The sequence below is a fragment of the Desertibaculum subflavum genome, from assembly GCA_003576705.1.
In the GTDB taxonomy this organism is placed as follows: Bacteria; Pseudomonadota; Alphaproteobacteria; order Ferrovibrionales; family Ferrovibrionaceae; genus Desertibaculum; species Desertibaculum subflavum.
In genome coordinates, this window is record QOZS01000025.1 from 39141 (window position 1) to 57765 (window position 18625).

Sequence of the window (18625 nt, forward strand, 5' to 3'; positions counted from 1 at the left end):
CGGCCTCCTCGGTGTGTTCGCTCAGCCCTGGTAGCCGAGCTGGCGCGGCAGCCAGAGCACGATCTCCGGCACGAAGGTGATGACGGCCAGCGCCGCCACCATGGCGAACAGGAAGGGCAGCACCTCGCGCACGATGTCGCGGATCGGCACTGCGGCGATCCGCGTCATCACGAAAAGCAGCAGCCCGTAGGGCGGCGTGATCAGGCCCAGCATGATGTTGACCACGACCATCACGCCGAAATGCACGAGGTCGATGCCGAGCGCCTTGGCCGTCGGGATCAGCACCGGCACGACGACCAGCAGGATGGTGGTGCCTTCCAGCAGGCAGCCGAGCACCAGCAGCAGCAGGTTGACCAGGATCAGGAAGCCGATGACCGAGAGGTCGAGCCCGGTCAGCCAGGTCTTGATCGCCTCCGGGATGTTCTCGACCGTCACCACATAGTTGAACACCAGCGCGCCGGCGATCAGCATGCCGACCGAGGCCGCGGTGCGCGCGCTGTCCAGCATCGAGCGGTAGAAGTCGCGGAACGAGACGCTGCGGTAGAGCAGGGCGGAGATGGCGAGCGCATAGGCCGCGGCGACCGCCGCAGCCTCGGTCGGCGTGGTGGCGCCGCTATAGATGCCGCCGAGCAGCACCACCGGCATCATCAGGGTGGGGAAGGCGGCAAAGGTGACGCGCGGCAGGTCGCGGAGCGGCGTCGGCGGCTCGACCGGAAAGTTGCCGCGCCGGGCGCCGATGGCGACGATCGCCATCTGGGCGCCGGCCATCAGCAGTCCCGGCAGCACGCCGCCGAGGAACAGGTAGCCGATCGAGGCATCGGAGACCAAGGCGTAGAGGATCATCGGGATCGAGGGCGGGATGATCGGCCCGATCACCGCCGTCGCGGCGGTGAGCGCAGCGGCATAGGCCGGCCGGTACTTGCCGCCCGCCGTCATCATGTTCTGCATCATCTTGCCGGTGCCGGCCGCATCGGCGATGGCGGAACCCGACATGCCGGCGAAGATGATGCTCTGCAGCACGTTGACCTGGGCGAGGCCGCCGCGGAACCGGCCGACCAGGGCGTCGCAGAAGCGCAGCAGCCGCTCGGTCATCGAGCCGATATTCATCAGCTCCGCCGCCAGGATGAACAGCGGCACGGCCAGGATGATGTAGTTCGACATCATGCCGTTGAGCAGCTGTTCGGCGGCCGTGCCCATGTCGAGCCCGGCGAGCAGCAGGTACACGATCGAGCCGGCGATCATGGCGTGGCCGATCGGCAGGCCGAGCAGGGCCAGCGCCGTCATCGCCACGATGGCGATCGAGAACGGGCTGGCGAAGGTCATATGCCCGAGGCCGGCTTGGCGGGATCGGCACGGTCCGGCGAGCCGCCGCGCAGCGCCCGCGCGCAGAGCCAGAGATGGCGCACCAGGACGGCCACGACGAAGACGATGTAGATCGCGTAGAGCCAGTCCATGCGGATCTTCAGATAGGCCGTCTTCTCCACCTTCATGAAGGCGACGTAGTCGGCGGCGGCGGGCAGCGAGAGGCCGTAGAGCAGGATCAGCGCCAGGGAAGAGGCGAGCAGCATCGCCCGTCGCGCCCGCGGCCCCGCCTGGCCCAGCACGATGTCGAACCGGATCTCCTCGTCCTCGCGCAGCACGAAGGCGGCACCCCACAGGACCAGCCAGATCCACAGGATGCTGCTCAGCTCGTTGGTCCAGCCGATCGGCAGGTTGAGCAGGTAGCGGAACACGATCTGCAGGATGAAGGCGCCGAACATCACCGCCAGCATGGCGGCCAGCACGTTCTCGGCGCGCCGGTGGAGAAAGCCGCCCAGGCCGATCAGTCTCGGATGCACGCGCGCCCCCGGCGGCTCGCAGGAAACGGGACGGGAGCCGCGCCGACCGCGGCTCCCACCACGGGACTAGAGTGCGTTGATCTTGTCGACCATGCCCTTCGGCCAATCCTTGGCCAGGTCGGAAGCGAGATATTTCTGCTGGGCATGCTTGCGGAACGCCGCCTGGTCCGGCTCGTAGATCTTGAGCCCCTTGCCCTTGAACAGGTCGACCAGCTCCTTCTCGCGCGCGAGATGCTTCTTGGTCGAGAAGTCGATCGCCGCATCGGCCGCCGCCTGGAAGCGCTTCTGGCCGTCGGCCGGCATGCCCTTCCAGACCTTGCTCGACACCGTCAGCAGGTCGAAGCCGACCAGGTGCGAGGTCAGCACGATCTGCGACATCACCTCGTAGAACTTCATGTTCTCGACGTTCGGCAGCGGGTTGTCCTGGCCGTCGATGGCGCCGGTCTGCAGGCCGGTATAGACCTCGGCATAGGCCATCGCCGTCGGATTGGCGCCGAGCGATTCACCCAGGAACTGCCAGGCTTCGCCCGGCGGCATGCGCAGCTTGATGCCGGCCATGTCGGCCGGTGTGTTGATCTTCTTGGTCGGCTTCAGGCCGAGCTGGCGCGAGCCGAAATAGGTCGGTCCCAGGATGTGGATGCCGAGCTTCTCGTCCGCCATCTTCTTCATCTCGGCGCCGGCATTGCTGGCAAAGAACTTGGCCAGGTGGTTGGCGTCGCGGAACAGATAGGCGGCGGTCAGGATCGACCAGGCCGGGATCTGCTTGGAGATGTCCTGCGCCGAGATGTTGCCCATTTCGAGATTGCCGCGCTGGATGGCGACCAGCTCGGTGCCCTGCTTGAACAGGTTGCCACCGTAATAGCCCTCGAAGGCGAAGTCGTTGGCGATGGACGCCGCGAACTGCTTCATCATCTCGGCGCGGATGTCCTGCTCGGAGAACACCGCGGAGAAGCGGAGCTTCGGCTTGCTCTGCGCCAGTGCCGGAAAGTCCAGGGCAGGGAAGGTCAGGGCAGCGGCGGCGATGCCGGTGCCGGCGAGAAAGCGGCGGCGCGTGGTCTGTGCGGTCATGTTTCCTCCCATTTGATCCGCTGGGTTGAGGTCCGGTGGTCTACGCTCGGTTCCTCCGATGGCGGCTCACGCCGCCTCGAAATGGCCGGCCATCGACGCCATGGTCGATTTCCGCCCGGTGAACAGCTCGAAAGCCCGCACGGCCTGGCCGATCGCCATGCCGGTGCCGGCGAGCGTGCGGCAGCCGAGCGCATGGGCGGCGCGCAACAGCGCGGTCTCGGCGGGGAAGTAGATGATCTCCGCGACCCAGAGCTCGCGGCGCAGGTGTCCGTCGGGGAAGGGGGTGCCGGGATACTTGGCCATGCCGACCGGCGTCGTGTTCACTACCCCGTCGGCCGCCGCAAGCGCCCCGGCCGCGTCCTCGACCACCCGCACCCGGTCGCCCCAGTTTCGCCGCATGCGGTCCGCCAAGGCATGCGCACGATCGGGCGCGCTGTCGAACAGGCCGAGCGCGCCGGTGCCGAGCTGCATCAGCGCATGCGCCACCGCGGCGCCGGCGCCGCCGGCGCCGAACTGCACGACCATGCCGCGCGGGACATCGCCGAGCCCGGCCTTGAAGCCCTCGGCGAAGCCCCAGCTGTCGGTGTTGTGCCCGGTGGTGCGCCCCTCGGCATAGACCACCGTGTTCACCGCGCCGATCGCCGCCGCCTCCGGCGCCAGCTCGTCCAGGCAGGCCAGGATCGCCTGCTTGAAGGGATGCGTGACGTTGAAGCCCTGGAAGCCGAGCGCGCGGCCGGCCGCCAGGATGCCGGGCAGGGCCGCATCCGGCAGGCCCAGCACATCGAAATCCACCAGCACATAGGCGCAGCCGAGACCCAGCCGGGCCGCCTCGCGCTCGTGCATCGCCGGGGTCCGCGACAGCTGGATGCCGCGGCCGATCAGGCCGACCAGGACCGAGCGGCCGCCCGCGCGCGCCGCCGCCGGATGCGCCGCCACCACCCGGCGCAGCTGGTCGAGACAGGCTTCATCCACGTCGGCGCTTCCCCGGAGCGTTACGCTGCCACAATGTACGAAACAGTTCGTTTAGTCAATTTCTGGCCGGCATTGCACCGAAGGCGGGGCGTACGGTTTGCAATGCACGGTCGCCGCGGCATGATGCGCCGAGCCGCGAGAACGCTCACCTGAACGCGCCGGACGGGCCTGCGAGAAGTCGACACGATGGACAAAGCGCCCAGCGCCGGACGCCAGCGAGCCGGGACCCGGATACGGAGCCCGGAAGCGACCCGGCAGGACATCATTGACGTCGCCACCCGCGAGTTCGCGCGCAACGGCCTGTCGGGTGCGCGGGTCGACGAGATCGCCGAGAAGACCGGCTCCAGCAAGCGAATGATCTACTACTACTTCGGCGACAAGGAGGGGCTCTACCTCGCCGTGCTGGAGGAGGCCTATCGCCGCGTGCGCAGGACGGAGACGGAGCTCGACCTCGAGCATCTGCCGCCGGTCGAGGCGCTGCGCAGGCTGGTCGAGTTCACCTTCGACCACCACCACTCGCACGAGGCCTTCATCCGCCTGGTGATGATCGAGAACATCCATCACGGCGACTATCTGGCCCGATCCCGCACCATTCAGGACCTCAATGTCTCGGTGATCGGCGAGCTCGATCGCATCTACCAGCGCGGCTTGCAGGCGGGGGTGTTCCGCAAAGGGCTGGCGGCCATCGACCTCCACTGGCAGATCAGCGCGCTCTGCTTCTTCAACGTCTCCAACCGCGCGACATTCTCCCGCATATTCCGCGTCGACCTCACCTCGAAGAAGGCGCTCACGCGCCTGCGCGCGCAGGTGGTGGAGATGATTCTCCGCAACGTCCTGAAATCCCCCGTCTGATCGCGGCACGGCTGCGCGTTTGACACCCGGGCTCCTGCGATCCTAGTTTGTACGAACTCGTACGTTCATGCCTGGGCCGGGTATCGCCGCCCCGGGAGCACGGAGAGCCGCCGCCCATGAAGACCTCGATCGCGACGGTGTCGATCAGCGGCACGCTGATCGAGAAGCTGCAGGCCATCGCGGCCGCCGGCTTCGAAGGCGTCGAGATCTTCGAGAACGACTTCCTCGCCTTCGACGGCTCGCCGCGCGAGGTCGGCCGCATGGTGGCGGATGCCGGCCTCAGGATCACGCTGTTCCAGCCGTTCCGCGACTTCGAGGGCATGCCGGAGCCGCAGCGCGGCCGCACCTTCGACCGGGCCGAGCGCAAGTTCGACATCATGCAGGAGCTCGGCACCGACCTGATGCTGATCTGCTCGAACGTGTCGCCGCTGGCCCTCGGCGGCATCGACCGCGCCGCCGACGATTTCCGCGCGCTCGGGGAGCGCGCGGCCAAGCGCGGCCTCAAGGTCGGCTACGAGGCGCTCGCCTGGGGCCGGCATATCAGCGACCACCGCGATGCCTGGGAGATCGTCCGGCGGGCGGATCACCCCAATGTGGGGTTGATCCTCGATTCCTTCCACACGCTCGCGCGCCGGATCGACGTGAACTCGATCCGGTCGATCCCGCGCGAGAAGATCTTCATCGTCCAGCTCGCCGATGCGCCGCTGATCGAGATGGACCTGCTGCATTGGAGCCGGCACTACCGCAACATGCCGGGGCAGGGCGACTTGCCGGTGGCCGAGTTCATGCGCGCCGTGGCGGCGACCGGCTATGACGGCGTGCTCTCGCTCGAGATCTTCAACGACCAGTTCCGCGGCGGCTCGCCCAAGGCCGTGGCGGTCGACGGCAAGCGTTCGCTGGTCAATCTGATGGACCGCGTGCGCCGGCAGGAATCCGGGACCCGCATTCCTATTCCGGATTTCCCTGACCGCATCCGCACCGAGGGCGTCGAGTTCGTCGAGTTCACCGCCGACGAGCGCGAAGCCGAGGAACTGGCCGGCCTGTTCCGCACCTTCGGCTTCCGCCGGGCAGGCCGGCACAAGGCCAAGGACGTGACGCTCTGGCGGCAGGGCGGCATCAACCTCGTCATCAATACCGAGAAGGAAGGCTTCGCCCATTCCGCCTATCTCATGCACGGCACCTCGGTCTGCGATATCGGCCTCCGGGTCGAGGATGCGCGGGCGACGGTGGCGCGGGCGCGGGCGCTCGGCGCCGAGCCGTTCGAGCAGGCGGTCGGGCCGGGCGAGCTCGGCATTCCCGCGATCCGCGGCGTCGGCGGCGGCGTCATGCATTTCATCGACGGCAAGAGCGAGCTTGGCCGCGTCTGGGAGATCGAGTTCGGCCCGGTGGACGACGACGGCACGGTCCAGGATGCCGGCCTCCTCGCCATCGACCACCTGGCGCAGACCATGAACTACGAGGAGATGCTGACCTGGGTGCTGTTCTACACCTCGATCTTCGCCACCCGTAAGACGCCGATGGTCGACATCGTCGATCCGGCCGGCTTGGTGCGCAGCCAGGTGATCGAGGGCGAGGGCGGCGCGCTCCGCATCACGCTCAACGGTGCCGAAAACCGCCGCACTTTGGCCGGGCATTTCATCGCCGAAAGCTTCGGCTCGGCGGTGCAGCACCTCGCCTTCGCCACGGGCGACATCTTCCGCACGGTCGCGGCGATGAAGGCGAACGGCTTCCGCCCGCTCGCCATCTCGCCGAACTACTACGACGACATCGAGGCGCGCTTCGGTCTCGACCCGGAACTGCTGGACCGGCTCAAGGCCGATAACATCCTGTACGACCGCGACGGCGAGGGCGAATACTTCCAGATCTACAGCCCCAATTACGGCGACGGCTTCTTCTTCGAGATCGTCGAGCGGCGACGCTATGGCGGCTATGGCGCGCCGAACGCGCCGTTCCGCATCGCCGCGCAGAAGCGCAGCCTGCCGCAGAAGCAACGACTGGAGATCTAGCTAGGCCGCTTTCGGTCACGGCGATGTCCTGGCGCGGTCATTGGCGCAGCTTTCGCGTGCGGCCTAGCTTGCCGCCATGCAAGCGCTGGCCGCCCGGGTGAGACGCAAGGCGATGCATGGCGCCGGCCGGGCGATGGCACTGGCCGGCATTCTGCCGGGCCCGCGCTTTCGCTGCCCGGTCTGCGGCTTCATCGGCAGCTTCCCGACCACCTACGGCGCCAACGCGCCCCGGCGCTATTGCCGCTGCCCGAAATGCGGCGCGGCGGAGCGCCATCGGCTGCAGCGGCTGGTGATCGAGCGCATCCGCGACCGGCTGCCGGCGGGCGCGCGCGGCCTGCAATTCGCGCCGGATCCGATGACGCCGGTGCTGTGCGGCCTCTGCGCCGACTTCATCACCGCCGATATCATGCCGAGGCAGGGCTCGATCGTACTCGACATGACCCGCATGGAACTGCCGGACGACGCCTTCGACCTTGTCTATGCCAGCCACGTGCTGGAGCACATTCCCGCCGACCGCGCCGCCATCGCCCAGGTGCACCGCATCCTGAAGCCGGGGGGCATCGCCATCCTGCCGGTCCCGATCGTCGCGCCGAAGACGGTGGAGTACCCGCCGGGCGTCACCGACGGCGACGGTCATGTGCGCGCGCCCGGCCTCGACTACTACGACCGCTACCGCGAGCGCTTCGCCGAGGTCGAGTTGGTCACGTCGGCCGAGGTCGACCAGGCGACGCAGCCCTGGATCTACGAAGACCGCACCATCTTCCCGAACGCCACGGCAACCTGTCGCCCCGCCATGCCGGGCGAACGCCACCTCGACGCCGTGCCGATCTGCCGGAAGTAGGGGAAGGCGGACACACGCCAGATCGATATGGGAAGTGCCGAGCTTTGACCGCCCAAACCCCGTCTCGATTGCTTCAGGAAGAGCGGCCGGCCACTTGAAATTCCCTCGTGGCGCAACCATATGCGCTGAAGGTTCGCGTCACGGCGGACCTCGCTCTTTGACAGGTGAAGATCGGCATTTGCGCACCGGCACGACGCCGGACTGCGCCCGGGGAACACTTGCACAGCGCTGATGCAGCGGGATCAGCCAGTTACGGGATCAGCCAGTTAGATGACGCAACCGTTCCCTGCCATAGGTCCCCATAGGACGCCATAGGCAATCATAGGATTCCATAGGCTCCCATAGGCAATCATTGGCTCTCATAGGACGCCATTGGCAGCCATAGGCGGCCATAGGCCGCCCTCAGAACGCCGCCGCCCGGGCATGCGCCTCCAACAGGCCGGGCAGGCGGGCCGGGTCGGTGCGGCCCCAGCCGCATTCGCTGGAAATGCCGAACTCGGGCACGAAGCGGCGCGCCACCTCGATGCGCTTCCGGTCGCCGGCCGCGTCGGCATGGTGGATCAGGCCGAGATAGAGCCGTGTCTCCGGCCGCCGGCGCCAGGCCTTGAGCGGCGCGTAGAAGGCATCGTCGGTGCGGTCCTTCGGCACGGGGATGTGCAGGAAGTCGATGCGGCGCGTCACGCCCTCGCCGATGCCGTTCATCAGCTCGACCAGGACGCCCGCGTCCTTGGGCTGCACCAGATGCTCGTCGGCGGGCGAGCCGTAGCAGAGGTGAAAGCCCAGATCGACGCCGTCCGGCACCAGGTTGCCGAGCAGGGCAAGGCCCTCGAACACCTCGCGCTTGTAATCCGATGGGCGGCCGGGGAAGTAGTTCTCGAACACCAGCACCTCCTGGCAGACGTCGTACTGGATCGAGAGATCCGCGGCCGGGATGCTCTCCAGGATGCGCCGGATGGTCGCGAGCATGGCGCGCTCGTAGACCTCGGTGAAGGCGGGTCGAGCGTTCGGGCTCACATACATCACCGCGATGGCAAGCGGTGTCGGCAGGCAGACCTGGAAGCGCACGCCCTTCGGGATCGCACCCTGGTCGCGCAGCCGTTTGAACACCGCGTAGGATTCGACCGCCGCGCGGTCGTAGCCGATATCGAAGACGACCTGCTTCGGGTCGACGCCCTGGCGGAACCGCACCTGGTGCCATTCGCGCACCAGCTTGCCGTCCCACTGGACGAATTTCAGGGTGGGGGCGTCGGTATCCGGCTCCATGTCCGGATGCGATTGCAGCATCAGCTGCTGATAGCGGATCCAGCGCGCCCGCTCGCCGGTTTCTCCATCGGGCAGGCGGGAAAGCCAGGGGCCGAGCGTCGCGGCAACCTGGCGGAACACCGCTTCCGCACTGTCCAGCGGCACGCTGCCGATCAGATGCACCTGGCCCTGCTGCCCGGCCATGGCGGTCCCTCCCCGGTTTGTCAGGGCGGCAGCATAGCAAAGCCGGAGATCGGGGCCGCGCGCCTTGACCCCGGGGGCCGGGACGGCTAAATCCCGCGCCCTGGTATGGCGGGCGTAGCTCAGTCGGTTAGAGCGCGAGATTGTGGCTCTCGAGGTCGCCGGTTCGATCCCGGTCGCTCGCCCCATCACCCCCGCGGAAGCGGCTGAATCAGGCCCTGACGCGGCCGCCGGCGAAGAGCAGCCCGGCGCCGACCACGATGGCGCCGATCCCGGCCCAGACCGGCACGTTGACCGTCTCCTCCTCTTTCACTTCGAGCTTGAGGGCGCCGAGATTGGCCTCGTGCGTCTCCTTGGTGTAGCTGAAGCTGCCGTAGATGAGCCCGAGGACCCCGGCGGCGATCAGGGCGATCGCCAGAATGCGCAAGCCGCTCATGCGTCACACCCAGTTGTTGACCGGATGCTCAACGCGAGCTTGGCCGTAAAGGTTGCGCCGCCGCCGGCTAGCGGCGGAAGCCCGCGAACAGCAGCATGCCGCCGCCCACTGCGATGGCCGCCACGCCGGCCCAGGTCGGCACGGTGAAGCTGTCCTTCTCCTGCACTTGGAGCTGCAGCGGCCCGAGCTTCGCCTCGTGCGTCTCCTTGGTATAGGTGAAGCTGCGGTAGACGAGGCCGACCACGCCGGCGGCGATCAGCGCGACGGCGATCAATCTCAGCAGGTTGTTCATCGGGGTTCCCGAATCGTGGACAAGGCGTCGCGGCAGCATGGCCGGACGCACCGCTTGCGCCAAGTCAAGGCGCCGGCCGGCCGGACCGGCAGCATCCGCCGCATGCGTCCCGACTGGCTGCCGCTCCTCGATGCCCGGATTCCTCGCTATACGAGCTATCCGACCGCGCCGCATTTCCACGCCGGCATCGGGCCGGAGCGCTACGCGGCCTGGCTCGCCGCCATCGACCCGGCCCGGCCGGTCTCGCTCTACCTGCATGTGCCCTATTGCCGGCGGCTCTGCTGGTACTGCGCCTGCAATACCGAGATCACCCGGGAGGAGGGGCCGCTCGCCAGCTTCACCGCCACGGTGCTGCGCGAGATCGAGCTGATCGCCGGGCATCTGCCGACCCGGCTATCCGTCTCACAGATCCATTTCGGCGGTGGGACGCCGACCTTGCTCCGCCCGGAACAACTCGCCGCCATCGTCGAGGCGCTGCGCCGGCATTTCGATTTCCGGCCTGGCATGGAGTTCGCGCTGGAGATCGACCCGCGCACGCTCTCGCGCGGCATGCTGGCGATGTTCCGTCAGCTTGGCGTGACGCGGGCAAGCCTCGGCGTGCAGGATCTCGATGCCGACGTGCAGCGCGCGGTGAACCGCATCCAGCCGGCCGAGACGGTGGAGCGCGCGGTCTGGGAGCTCCGCGCCGCCGGCGTGCAGGGCATCAATTTCGACCTGCTCTACGGCCTGCCGCGCCAGAGCGAGGCGACCATGCGGACGACAGTCGAACGGCTGATGCGGCTCGCGCCCGACCGCATCGCCCTGTTCGGCTATGCCCATGTGCCGTGGATGAAGAAGCACCAGAAGGCGCTGGAGCGCTTCGGCTTGCCCGACGCGCCGGCCCGTGCGGCGCTCGCCATGGCGGCGCGGACAGCGCTCGAGGGCGCGGGGCTGGAGCCGGTCGGCCTCGACCATTTCGCGCAACCCGACGACGCCCTCGCCGTCGCCGCCCGCGCCGGCCGGCTGCACCGCAACTTCCAGGGCTATACCACCGACGCGGCCGAGACCCTGATCGGCTTCGGGCCGAGCAGCATCTCCGCCTTCGCCCAAGGCTATGCACAGAGCGCGCCGGCGACGGAAGCATGGGCCGCCGTTATCGATGCCGGCCGGCCGGCCACATTGCGCGGCATCGCGCTCTCCGCCGACGATCGTCTGCATCGCGAGGTCATCGAGGCGGTGATGTGCAATCTCGCGGTCGATCTGGCCGAGGTGGCGCTCCGGCACGGCGCGACGCCCGAGCGTTTCGCGCCGGAGCTCGTCCGGCTCCGGCCGCTGGCGGCGCGCGGCCTGGTCGAGATCGACGGCTGGCGCATCAGTGTGCCGCCGGCGGCGCGCATCGCGGTGCGCACCGTCGCCGCCGTGTTCGACAGCTACCTCGAAGCGAGCGCGGCCCGCCACGCCGCTGCGGTCTAGAGCTCGACGTCGCCGGCGAGCAGACGCTGGGCAATGGTGCGGGCCAGGATTTCGTTGGTCCCGTCGGCGATGTTGACGATGCGGATGTCCTGCCAGGCATGCACCAGGCCGACCTCGTTGGTCAGGCCCATACCGCCATGCACCTGGATCGCACGGTCGATCGCCTTGAGCGAGACCTGCACCGCATAGGCCTTGGCCATGGAGAGCTCCTTCACCGCGCGCTCGCCGCGGTCGAGCAGCATGGCGGCGTTGAGCCCGAGCAGATGCGCGGCGTGCAGCTCGGTCGCCGCCTCGGCGAGCGGAAAGCTCACGCCCTGGTACTCGGCGATCTTGTGGCCGAAGGTCTCGCGCTGCTTGGCATAGTCGAGCGCCTTCTCCAGCGCCCAGCGGCCCTGGCCGACGGCACGGCCGGTATTGTACACGCGACCCAGGGAAACGCCGAGCAAGGCGACCTTGAAGCCGTCATGCAGTTGCCCGACCAGCTGCCAGGGTTCGACATTCACATCCTCGAAGACCAGCGCACCTTCGTGCCCGCCGACCGCGCCGTGCAGCTTGATCACGCTCTCGACGGTGAAGCCGGGCGCCGAAGTCGGCACCAGGAAGCCCGAGATGCCGCCCTCGCGCCGCGCCGCCTTGTCCGGATCGGTGACGGCGAAGACGATGCACCATTCCGCGGTCGGCGCGTTGGTGGTCCAGAGCTTGCGCCCGGTGATGCGCCAGCCGTCGCCGTCCTGCACCGCTCGCGTCTTGATCGCCGCCGCGTCGGATCCGGCGCCGGGCTCCGACAGGCCGAAGCACATCGAGGTGCGCCCGGCCAGCATGTCCTTGAGGATCTCGGCCCGGGCGCGCTCGGTCACCTGGGTCAGTACCGGGCTCGGCCCGAAGGCCCAGTGCGCGATCACCCAGGGCGTCAGCACAGAGTGCCCACCGCAGGCGTGGTAGATCGCCTCCCAGGCGGTGAAATAGGCGAGATAGCCGAGCCCGCCGCCGCCGATCGCAGGCGGCGCGCACATGGCGTAAAAGCCGGCCTCGGCCGAGCGCATGCGGATCTCGCGGATCAGCTCGCGCACCGCGGGCGCATAACGGCCGTCCTCCTGGTACAGGCGGCGCCCGTCGTTCAGCAGGTCGTGGTGGCGCTCGTAGCGCGGTAGTACCTCGCTGCGCACGAAGCGCAGCACGCCGTCGCGCACCGCGCGCACCTCCTCGGGCAGGTCGAAGCCGATCGCCGCCATGGTTTCCTCCAATTTCGTTAGGCCGAGCCTCCCGATGCGCTTGACATGTGTCAATGGCACAGGCCGCCAGGAAGCATTCAGTGCGCGCGTCGCAATTCCGTTCGCGAGTGAAAAATGAGCGTCTCGAAACTATTGCCGGCCTCCATTGCTGCTGCGCTGCTGACCGCGGGCGGCCCTGCCGCCGCTCAGGATCTGCTTGGGGCCTTCGACCTGAAAGGCTCGTTCGGCGCGACCGGCGGCCACAAGCGCTACGTGCCGGGCATCGCCAACCCGCTGTTCAATGAGACGCCGTATATCACGACGGAACTCCGCGCGATCTACCTGCACCAGGACATCCCGAACGGCTTCTTGACCGGCGGCGGCAATATCGACCTCGGCGCCGCCGAGATCCGCATCGCCATCACCGACCGGCTCGGCTTCATCGCCTCCAAGGACGGCTATGCCGACCTGGATTTCAAGCACACGCTGCCGGACGAGAGCGGCTTCGCCAACATCTCCGCCGGTTTGAAATATGCGATCGTCTCCGATCCGAAGACCGACACGATCCTGACCGTCGGCGCCGAGTACGAGCCGCCGAGCGGCAACCTCAAGACCGGCGGGATCAGCCTGCAAGGCAAGGGTGACGGCTTCGTCGACCTGTTCCTGACCGGCGCCACCGCCTTCGGCAGGCTCGGCCTGCAGGGCAGCATCGGGACCAATCTCGCCCTCGACGCCGGTCACGACAGCTCGATGCTGCACTACTCCGCCAGCATGAACTACGAGGCGCTGCCGAACTTCTTCCCGATGATCGAGCTGAACGGTTTCACCACCATCGACAAGGGCCGCCGCACGGCCGGCAATTTCGAAGGCACCGACCTGGTCAATTTCGGCGCCACCGATTCCGGCACCGTGGTGACGGCGGCGATCGGCGCCCGCTACCGCTTCAACGAGCACATCCTGCTCGGCCTCGGCTACGAGGTTCCGGTCACCGACCGGGAAGACCTGCTGAACTGGCGGCTCTATGCCGACCTGGTGATCCGGTACTGAGATTGCTGGTAGGCTGGCGGCATGGACCACCAGCTTGATACCAAGGGCCTGACCTGCCCACTGCCGCTGTTCCGCACCAAGAAAGTGCTGTCGGGGCTTCTGCCCGGCGACGTGCTGGAGGTCGAGGCAAGCGATCCGCAGGCGCCGATCGAGATCCGCAACCTCTGCATCATGGACGGCCACGAGCTGCTGTCGGACGAGACCATCGAGGGCGGCTTCCGCCTGCGCATCCGCCGCGGCAGATGAGAGGCGCGATCGCCGGCCTGCTCCTGCTGCTGGCCGGCGGGCCCGTCGCGACGGGAGCGGAACGCATCCCGTTCATCGATGCCCATGTGCACCTGAACAATCCCGAACAGCAACGCGCCTTGATGGCCGAGTACGGCATCAAGCGCGCCGTGGTGTTCTGGGGACGCAGCAGCAGCAACGACTCGATCCTGGCCGCGGCCGCCGCGCATCCGGACCTGTTCATTCCCTTCGTTTCGATCTCGCCGGAGCGGCAGGCCTATCGCGCGCTGTGGACGCGCGACACGGCCGACACGGCGCCGCCGCGCCTGGACGAGCTGGAGGCACAGCTCGCGACGGGCAAGTTCCGCGGCATCGGCGAGATCTCGGTCGTGCACTTCCCGGGCGCCGGCTTTCCCGAGGCCGATTTCGATCCGCTCTCGCCGGTGATGCAGCGGATCATGGTTCTGGCGAAACAGTACGATCTGCCGGTGCTGATCCATTGCGAGATCACGCGGCTGCGCGAATTCTCCGAGTTGCTGGAGCACCATCCGGAGGTGCAGGTGATCTGGGCGCATGGCGGCTATTCGCCGCTATTCCTGGCCGAGCGCATGCTGCGCCGGCATCCGAACCTGCACTACGAGCTGAGCGCACGTACCTGGCCGCAGCATCCGCGCTCGCCGGACTACACCATCCTGCGCAACGGCGCCGAGGTCTGGCCGGAATGGCTCAAGCTGATCGAGGCGATGCCGACCCGGTTCCTGGTCGGCACCGACGCCACGCAGAGAAATCAGGCCCTCGACCGCGGCAAGATCGAAAGCGTGCAGAACTTCCTCGCCCAGCTGAGCCCGGCCGCGCGCAAGGCGGTGGCGGAAGACAATCTGCTGCGGCTGCTGAAGCTCTGACCGGGCCTACTCGCCGCGCAGGAAGGGCAGCACCACGGCGTTGTAGGCCACCGGCTCGGCCCGCGGCACCAGATGGCCGCCGCGCGGCAGGATCTCGTACTGGGCCTCGCGCAGATGCGCCTTCAGGTCGTCGGAGAGATAGCGCGGTGTCACCGTGTCGTCCTCCGCCACCACGATCAGGCTCGGCGCCCGGATCGACTTGAGATGGGGCGTGCCGTCGAAGGCGCAGATGGCGTCGATCCGACTGGCGGTGATTTCCGGCGCCGAGGCCGCGGCGAGGCCCGCCTGGCGCTCGCGTTCCAGTTGGTCGGCGTGGTCGCGGATATAGGCGGGAGGGTACAGCGCGAGCGCCGCGGCTTCCGCATAGGCCTCGACGCCGCTGTCCAGCAGCGACCGCTTGCGCACCTTGAACTGCAGCTTGAAGAAGGGGTCGGCGACGCGCCAGGTGGCGCTCAGCACCAGCCGCCCGATACGGTCGGGATGCTTGCCCGCGATGATCTGGCCCATCGCGCCGCCGGTCGAATGGCCGACGTAATGCGCCTGCTTGATGCCGAGGGCATCCATCAGCTTCAGTGCATCCGCCGCCATCTGGTCGACAGAATAGGTGATGCGGCTATGCGTGCTCTGGCCGCAGCCGCGATGGTCGTGGGTGATGACGGTGAAGTGGGGCGCAAAGGCCTCGATCTGCGGCCGCCAGCCGGCGACGCCGACACCAGAAAGCCCCGGCACCAGCATCAGCGCCGGGCCCGATCCCACCTTCTCGTAATAGATCTCGCCGTCGCCGATATCGGCCTTGGGCATGTCCCTCTCCCCGGTTCGTTGTTTACTTGGTGCCGAAGATACGATCCCCCGCATCGCCGAGGCCCGGCATGATGTAGCCGTGGTCGTTCAGATGGCTGTCGATCGAGCAGGTGAAGATCGGCACGTCGGGATGCCCTTCGCCGAGCGTCTTGATGCCTTCCGGCGCCGCCAGCACGCATACGTACTTGATCGAGGTGGCGCCGGCATCCTTCACCCGCGACACCGCGGCGACCGATGAGTGCCCGGTCGCCAGCATGGGGTCGAGCACGATCACCTCGCGCTCGCTCACATCCTCGGGCAGCTTGCTGTAGTACTCCACGGCGGCGAGCGTCTCCGGATCGCGGTAGAGGCCGATATGGCCGACCCGCGCCGTCGGCAGCACTTCCAGCATGCCGTCGAGCAGGCCGTTGCCGGCGCGCAACACCGAGACGAAGCAGACGCGCCGGCCAGCCAGCGACGGCGCCATCATCCGCGTCAGCGGCGTCTGGATCTCCACCATCTCGATCGGCAGGTCGCGCAACACTTCATAGGCGATCAGCATGGCGAGCTCGCGCAGATAGCGGCGGAAGTCCCAGTCCGGCGTCTCGCGCCGGCGCAGGTTGGTGAGCTTGTGCTGCACCAGCGGGTGATCGATCACGGTGACGCGCGCGCTCATTCGCCAACTCCCCCGGGGACGCGGTTAGAAGATCGTGCCGTCGGAAATCACCTCGATTGGCGGGCCGCCGGCGGGCCGGCGGTCGCGGGCGATCTGGCGCCCGGCCGCCCAGGTGCCGCCTTCCAGCACCTTGGCGAGCGGCATCTGCACGGCGTTCCGGCCGAGCGTTCGGCGCACGGCATCCGCGACGCGGTCGAGCAGGCAGACCGTGAGCGCCCGCCACTCGACGACCACTTCCGAGGTCGCGGCCTGCGGCTGGCCCAACACCGCGGCATGTTTCGGCACCAGCACGCCGAGATCGATGAACAGGCCGCCATTGCGGTATTCCGGCAGGCCGGTCAACTGATCGAGCCCGTCGATGGTGAGGCCGAGCGCTTCGAGCGGCTCGAGCAGCGAATAGGTCATCCACTGCGACAGCTTGTGGAACGGCACCAGGCCGGCGGTCGCGTCGGTCGCCGTCGCTGCCGGATGGCGGCCGACATCGCCGAGCGAGATGCCGCGCAGCGCGACGCGGCGCGGCCAGACCGGCCCCAGCATCTGCATCACCATCCAGAACAGGGTGGCGGCGGCGATGCGGCCTTCGCGGGAGGCGGCCAGCGCGGCGTCGGCAAGACGGCCGGGCCGCGGCTCCAGCACGCCGAAGAGGGTCGGGTTGGCGATCAGCGAGGCGCCCAGGCGGCGTAGCAGATCGACCCGGTCCTCCAGGCCGACCAGCGGGTTGCTGTCCGATACCTGGAACGCGCTGCCGACATCGGCGGTGGCGAGCTGCGACAAGGTCGCCGCGTCGCTGCGATAGGGGTCGTCCTCCTGGTCGGAGAGCGTGCCGCGCCGGAACAGCTCCAGGCTCGCCAGCGCGAGGCCTTCGGAGCGCGCATAGACCTTGCCGGTCGCCGCGGCGGAGCCCGGCGCGAGACCCGGCTCGCGCCACTTCCAGTCCGCGCCCGCACCCGCGTCCAGCAGCACGCTCGGCACCACCAGATCGATCGCCATGCGCGCCAGGTCGATCGGCAGCATTCCCTTGCGGGTGGCCGCCAGCGCCTTCCAGCGGTCGACGCTGCCGGCGGTGAAATGCCGCCAGCGGCTGTGATAGGGGATGTCGAAATCGGGATGGTTGCCGCGGATGGTGGCGATGACGTAGTCGGCCACCATCGGCAGCCGCTTGAGGTCGAGCGCGAAATGCGGCGTGCGGCCCGCCTCGGCTGCGGCGAAGACCTGGCCGCAGCGCTCGCGGATCGCCTTCGGCGACCTCAGATAGGCGACGGCGGCCGGGCTTGCCTGAGCGACGGCGGGCTGCGCGTTCATCGCGGCATCATTCCGACAGCGCGCGCCCCTTCGCGACGGTGAGCTCGCTATCGGCTGGGCGGACGCCCTTGTTGAAATAGCCGGCGGCCACTTTGGCATCCATCTCGACCCGGGCATCGGCCGGAATCAGCTCGTCCGGAATCGGAACCCGATCGACGATCTCGATACCGGAACCGACCAGCGCGTCGTGCTTCATGTCGCTCATCGAGGCCATGCGGTCGATGCGGGCGATGCCCAGCCAGTGCAGCACGTCTGGCATCAGCTCCTGGAACCGCATGTCCTGCACGCCGGCGACGCATTCGGTGCGGCGGAAATACTGGTCGGCGCGGTCGCCGCCCTCCTGACGCTTGCGCGCGTTGTAGACCAGGAACTTGGTCACCTCGCCAAGCGCGCGGCCTTCCTTGCGGTTATAGACCACGACGCCGACGCCGCCGGCCTGCGCCGTCTCGATGCAGAGCTCGATGCCGTGCGCGAGATAGGGCCGGCAGGTGCAGATGTCGGAGCCGAACACGTCGGAGCCGTTGCACTCGTCGTGCACCCGGCAGGCGAGGGGATAGCGCCGGTCGCCGAGCTTCGTCGGCTCGCCGAAGATGTAGACCGTGGCACCGCCGATCGGCGGCAGGAACACCTTGAGGTCGGGCCGGGTCACCAGCTCTGGGAACATGCGGCCCGTGTGCTCGAACAGATTGCGCCTGAGCGCCGCTTCGTCGATGGCGAAGCGCCTGGCGATGCCGGGCAGCCACCAGACCGGCTCGATCGCGACCTTGGTGACGCGGGCGTCGCCGGCGGGGGACAGGATCAGGTTGTCGGAGCGCAGCCGGCCGGCCGCCATCGCATCGCGCAGTTCCGGCATGTTGATATGCGCCCGCGTCACCGCGACGGTCGGGCGGATGTCATAGCCCTTGGCGATCAGCCCGGCGAAGACCTCGGTCGTCATATGGCCCCAGGGGTCCATCGAGACGATCTTCATCGGATCCGACCATTGCGGGTGCGGCCCGATCAGGTCGGCCGGCGCCGTGTTGGTCAGGTCGGGCACGTGGTCGGATTTCAGTCGGCCGGCCGCCACGGCGAGCGCACGGTAGAGGGCGTAGGAGCCGGAATGCGCGCCGATGACGTTGCGATGTTCGGTGGTCGAGCCGATCACCGGCCCGCGCAGCAGCGGATCCGGCGCGCCCCAGTTGATCGCCAGCGGCTTGCGGCCGGACGTGGGGTGGGAGGTCAGAACGATGTGCTTGTCGGCGTTCGGCTTCCGGTCGGCCATATGCGGCACTCATGCCCTGCA

General features: G+C 68.2%; 19 protein-coding genes and 1 tRNA gene. 8 read left to right on the forward strand and 12 right to left on the reverse strand.

Translation table 11 applies throughout. From position 1 onward, the window contains the following. Positions 1 to 21: 21 nt before the first annotated feature. From DT074_RS14620 to DT074_RS14635, 4 genes are all read right to left on the reverse strand, one after another. Entirely contained in the window at positions 22 to 1323 is a 1302-nt protein-coding gene (locus tag DT074_RS14620; RefSeq protein ID WP_119420596.1) for a TRAP transporter large permease, read from the reverse strand. Further along, on the reverse strand, positions 1320 to 1838 hold the full coding sequence (locus tag DT074_RS14625; protein WP_368744678.1) for a TRAP transporter small permease: 519 nt from the start codon (positions 1836 to 1838) through the stop codon (positions 1320 to 1322). The genes DT074_RS14620 and DT074_RS14625 overlap by 4 nt, the downstream gene beginning before the upstream one ends. 66 nt (positions 1839 to 1904) lie before the next feature. Beyond that, positions 1905 to 2906: a TRAP transporter substrate-binding protein DctP gene (gene dctP / locus DT074_RS14630; protein ID WP_119420597.1), complete on the reverse strand. Its 1002-nt coding sequence runs from the start codon at positions 2904 to 2906 to the stop codon at positions 1905 to 1907. A gap of 66 nt (positions 2907 to 2972) precedes the next feature. Beyond that, positions 2973 to 3842: a shikimate dehydrogenase gene (locus DT074_RS14635; protein WP_119420633.1), complete on the reverse strand. Its 870-nt coding sequence runs from the start codon at positions 3840 to 3842 to the stop codon at positions 2973 to 2975. A 222-nt stretch (positions 3843 to 4064) separates the two neighbouring features. Between DT074_RS14635 and DT074_RS14640 the strand changes: the two genes are divergently transcribed. From DT074_RS14640 to DT074_RS14650, 3 genes are all read left to right on the forward strand, one after another. Further along, positions 4065 to 4730 (forward strand): TetR family transcriptional regulator, encoded by a 666-nt coding sequence (locus tag DT074_RS14640; RefSeq protein WP_119420598.1) that lies wholly within the window; start codon positions 4065 to 4067, stop codon positions 4728 to 4730. A 116-nt stretch (positions 4731 to 4846) separates the two neighbouring features. Then, a complete protein-coding gene (locus DT074_RS14645; protein WP_119420599.1) occupies positions 4847 to 6736 on the forward strand; it encodes a bifunctional sugar phosphate isomerase/epimerase/4-hydroxyphenylpyruvate dioxygenase family protein in 1890 nt (629 codons plus the stop codon). Positions 6737 to 6812: 76 nt separating this feature from the next. Beyond that, positions 6813 to 7577 (forward strand): methyltransferase domain-containing protein, encoded by a 765-nt coding sequence (locus DT074_RS14650; protein ID WP_119420600.1) that lies wholly within the window; start codon positions 6813 to 6815, stop codon positions 7575 to 7577. Positions 7578 to 7979: 402 nt separating this feature from the next. Here DT074_RS14650 and DT074_RS14655 read toward each other — a convergent pair whose 3' ends face one another. Beyond that, the gene (locus DT074_RS14655) at positions 7980 to 9023 is read right to left on the reverse strand and encodes a hypothetical protein (protein WP_119420601.1); all 1044 of its coding nucleotides are present in this window, start codon (positions 9021 to 9023) and stop codon (positions 7980 to 7982) included. Between the two features lie 108 nt (positions 9024 to 9131). On the opposite strand from DT074_RS14655, the gene DT074_RS14660 reads away from it, so the two are divergent. Then, positions 9132 to 9208: transfer RNA gene (locus tag DT074_RS14660), tRNA-His, on the forward strand. Between the two features lie 23 nt (positions 9209 to 9231). On the opposite strand, the gene DT074_RS14665 is transcribed toward DT074_RS14660, so the two are convergent. Together DT074_RS14665 and DT074_RS14670 are read right to left on the reverse strand one after the other, a co-directional pair. Continuing rightward, positions 9232 to 9456, reverse strand: coding sequence for a hypothetical protein (locus tag DT074_RS14665; protein WP_119420602.1), 225 nt, complete (start codon positions 9454 to 9456; stop codon positions 9232 to 9234). A gap of 67 nt (positions 9457 to 9523) precedes the next feature. After that, complete coding sequence (locus DT074_RS14670) at positions 9524 to 9748, reverse strand: hypothetical protein (RefSeq protein ID WP_119420603.1); 225 nt, start codon at positions 9746 to 9748, stop codon at positions 9524 to 9526. 54 nt (positions 9749 to 9802) lie between these two features. On the opposite strand from DT074_RS14670, the gene hemN reads away from it, so the two are divergent. Next, the gene (gene hemN, locus DT074_RS14675; RefSeq protein ID WP_368744680.1) at positions 9803 to 11200 is read left to right on the forward strand and encodes an oxygen-independent coproporphyrinogen III oxidase; all 1398 of its coding nucleotides are present in this window, start codon (positions 9803 to 9805) and stop codon (positions 11198 to 11200) included. Here hemN and DT074_RS14680 read toward each other — a convergent pair. Further along, positions 11197 to 12432: an acyl-CoA dehydrogenase family protein gene (locus DT074_RS14680; RefSeq protein ID WP_119420604.1), complete on the reverse strand. Its 1236-nt coding sequence runs from the start codon at positions 12430 to 12432 to the stop codon at positions 11197 to 11199. The genes hemN and DT074_RS14680 overlap by 4 nt on opposite strands. Before the next feature lie 114 nt (positions 12433 to 12546). On the opposite strand from DT074_RS14680, the gene DT074_RS14685 reads away from it, so the two are divergent. The 3 genes from DT074_RS14685 to DT074_RS14695 are packed head-to-tail and all read left to right on the forward strand — an operon-like array spanning position 12547 to position 14585. Continuing rightward, positions 12547 to 13458, forward strand: a complete 912-nt coding sequence (locus tag DT074_RS14685) for a hypothetical protein (RefSeq protein WP_162914910.1) — start codon at positions 12547 to 12549, stop codon at positions 13456 to 13458. A 21-nt stretch (positions 13459 to 13479) separates the two neighbouring features. Further along, positions 13480 to 13704 (forward strand): sulfurtransferase TusA family protein, encoded by a 225-nt coding sequence (locus DT074_RS14690; protein WP_119420606.1) that lies wholly within the window; start codon positions 13480 to 13482, stop codon positions 13702 to 13704. Next, entirely contained in the window at positions 13701 to 14585 is an 885-nt protein-coding gene (locus DT074_RS14695; RefSeq protein ID WP_119420607.1) for an amidohydrolase family protein, read from the forward strand. Before DT074_RS14690 ends, DT074_RS14695 begins: the two co-directional genes overlap by 4 nt. Before the next feature lie 6 nt (positions 14586 to 14591). Here DT074_RS14695 and DT074_RS14700 read toward each other — a convergent pair whose 3' ends face one another. The 4 genes from DT074_RS14700 to DT074_RS14715 are packed head-to-tail and all read right to left on the reverse strand — an operon-like array spanning position 14592 to position 18604. Beyond that, a complete protein-coding gene (locus DT074_RS14700; protein WP_162914911.1) occupies positions 14592 to 15386 on the reverse strand; it encodes an alpha/beta fold hydrolase in 795 nt (264 codons plus the stop codon). A 22-nt stretch (positions 15387 to 15408) separates the two neighbouring features. After that, positions 15409 to 16041, reverse strand: a complete 633-nt coding sequence (gene upp / locus DT074_RS14705) for a uracil phosphoribosyltransferase (RefSeq protein WP_119420609.1) — start codon at positions 16039 to 16041, stop codon at positions 15409 to 15411. A 24-nt stretch (positions 16042 to 16065) separates the two neighbouring features. Continuing rightward, on the reverse strand, positions 16066 to 17343 hold the full coding sequence (locus DT074_RS14710) for a URC4/urg3 family protein (RefSeq protein WP_119420610.1): 1278 nt from the start codon (positions 17341 to 17343) through the stop codon (positions 16066 to 16068). Positions 17344 to 17350: 7 nt separating this feature from the next. After that, entirely contained in the window at positions 17351 to 18604 is a 1254-nt protein-coding gene (locus DT074_RS14715) for a GTP cyclohydrolase II (RefSeq protein ID WP_119420611.1), read from the reverse strand. Positions 18605 to 18625 lie beyond the last annotated feature (21 nt).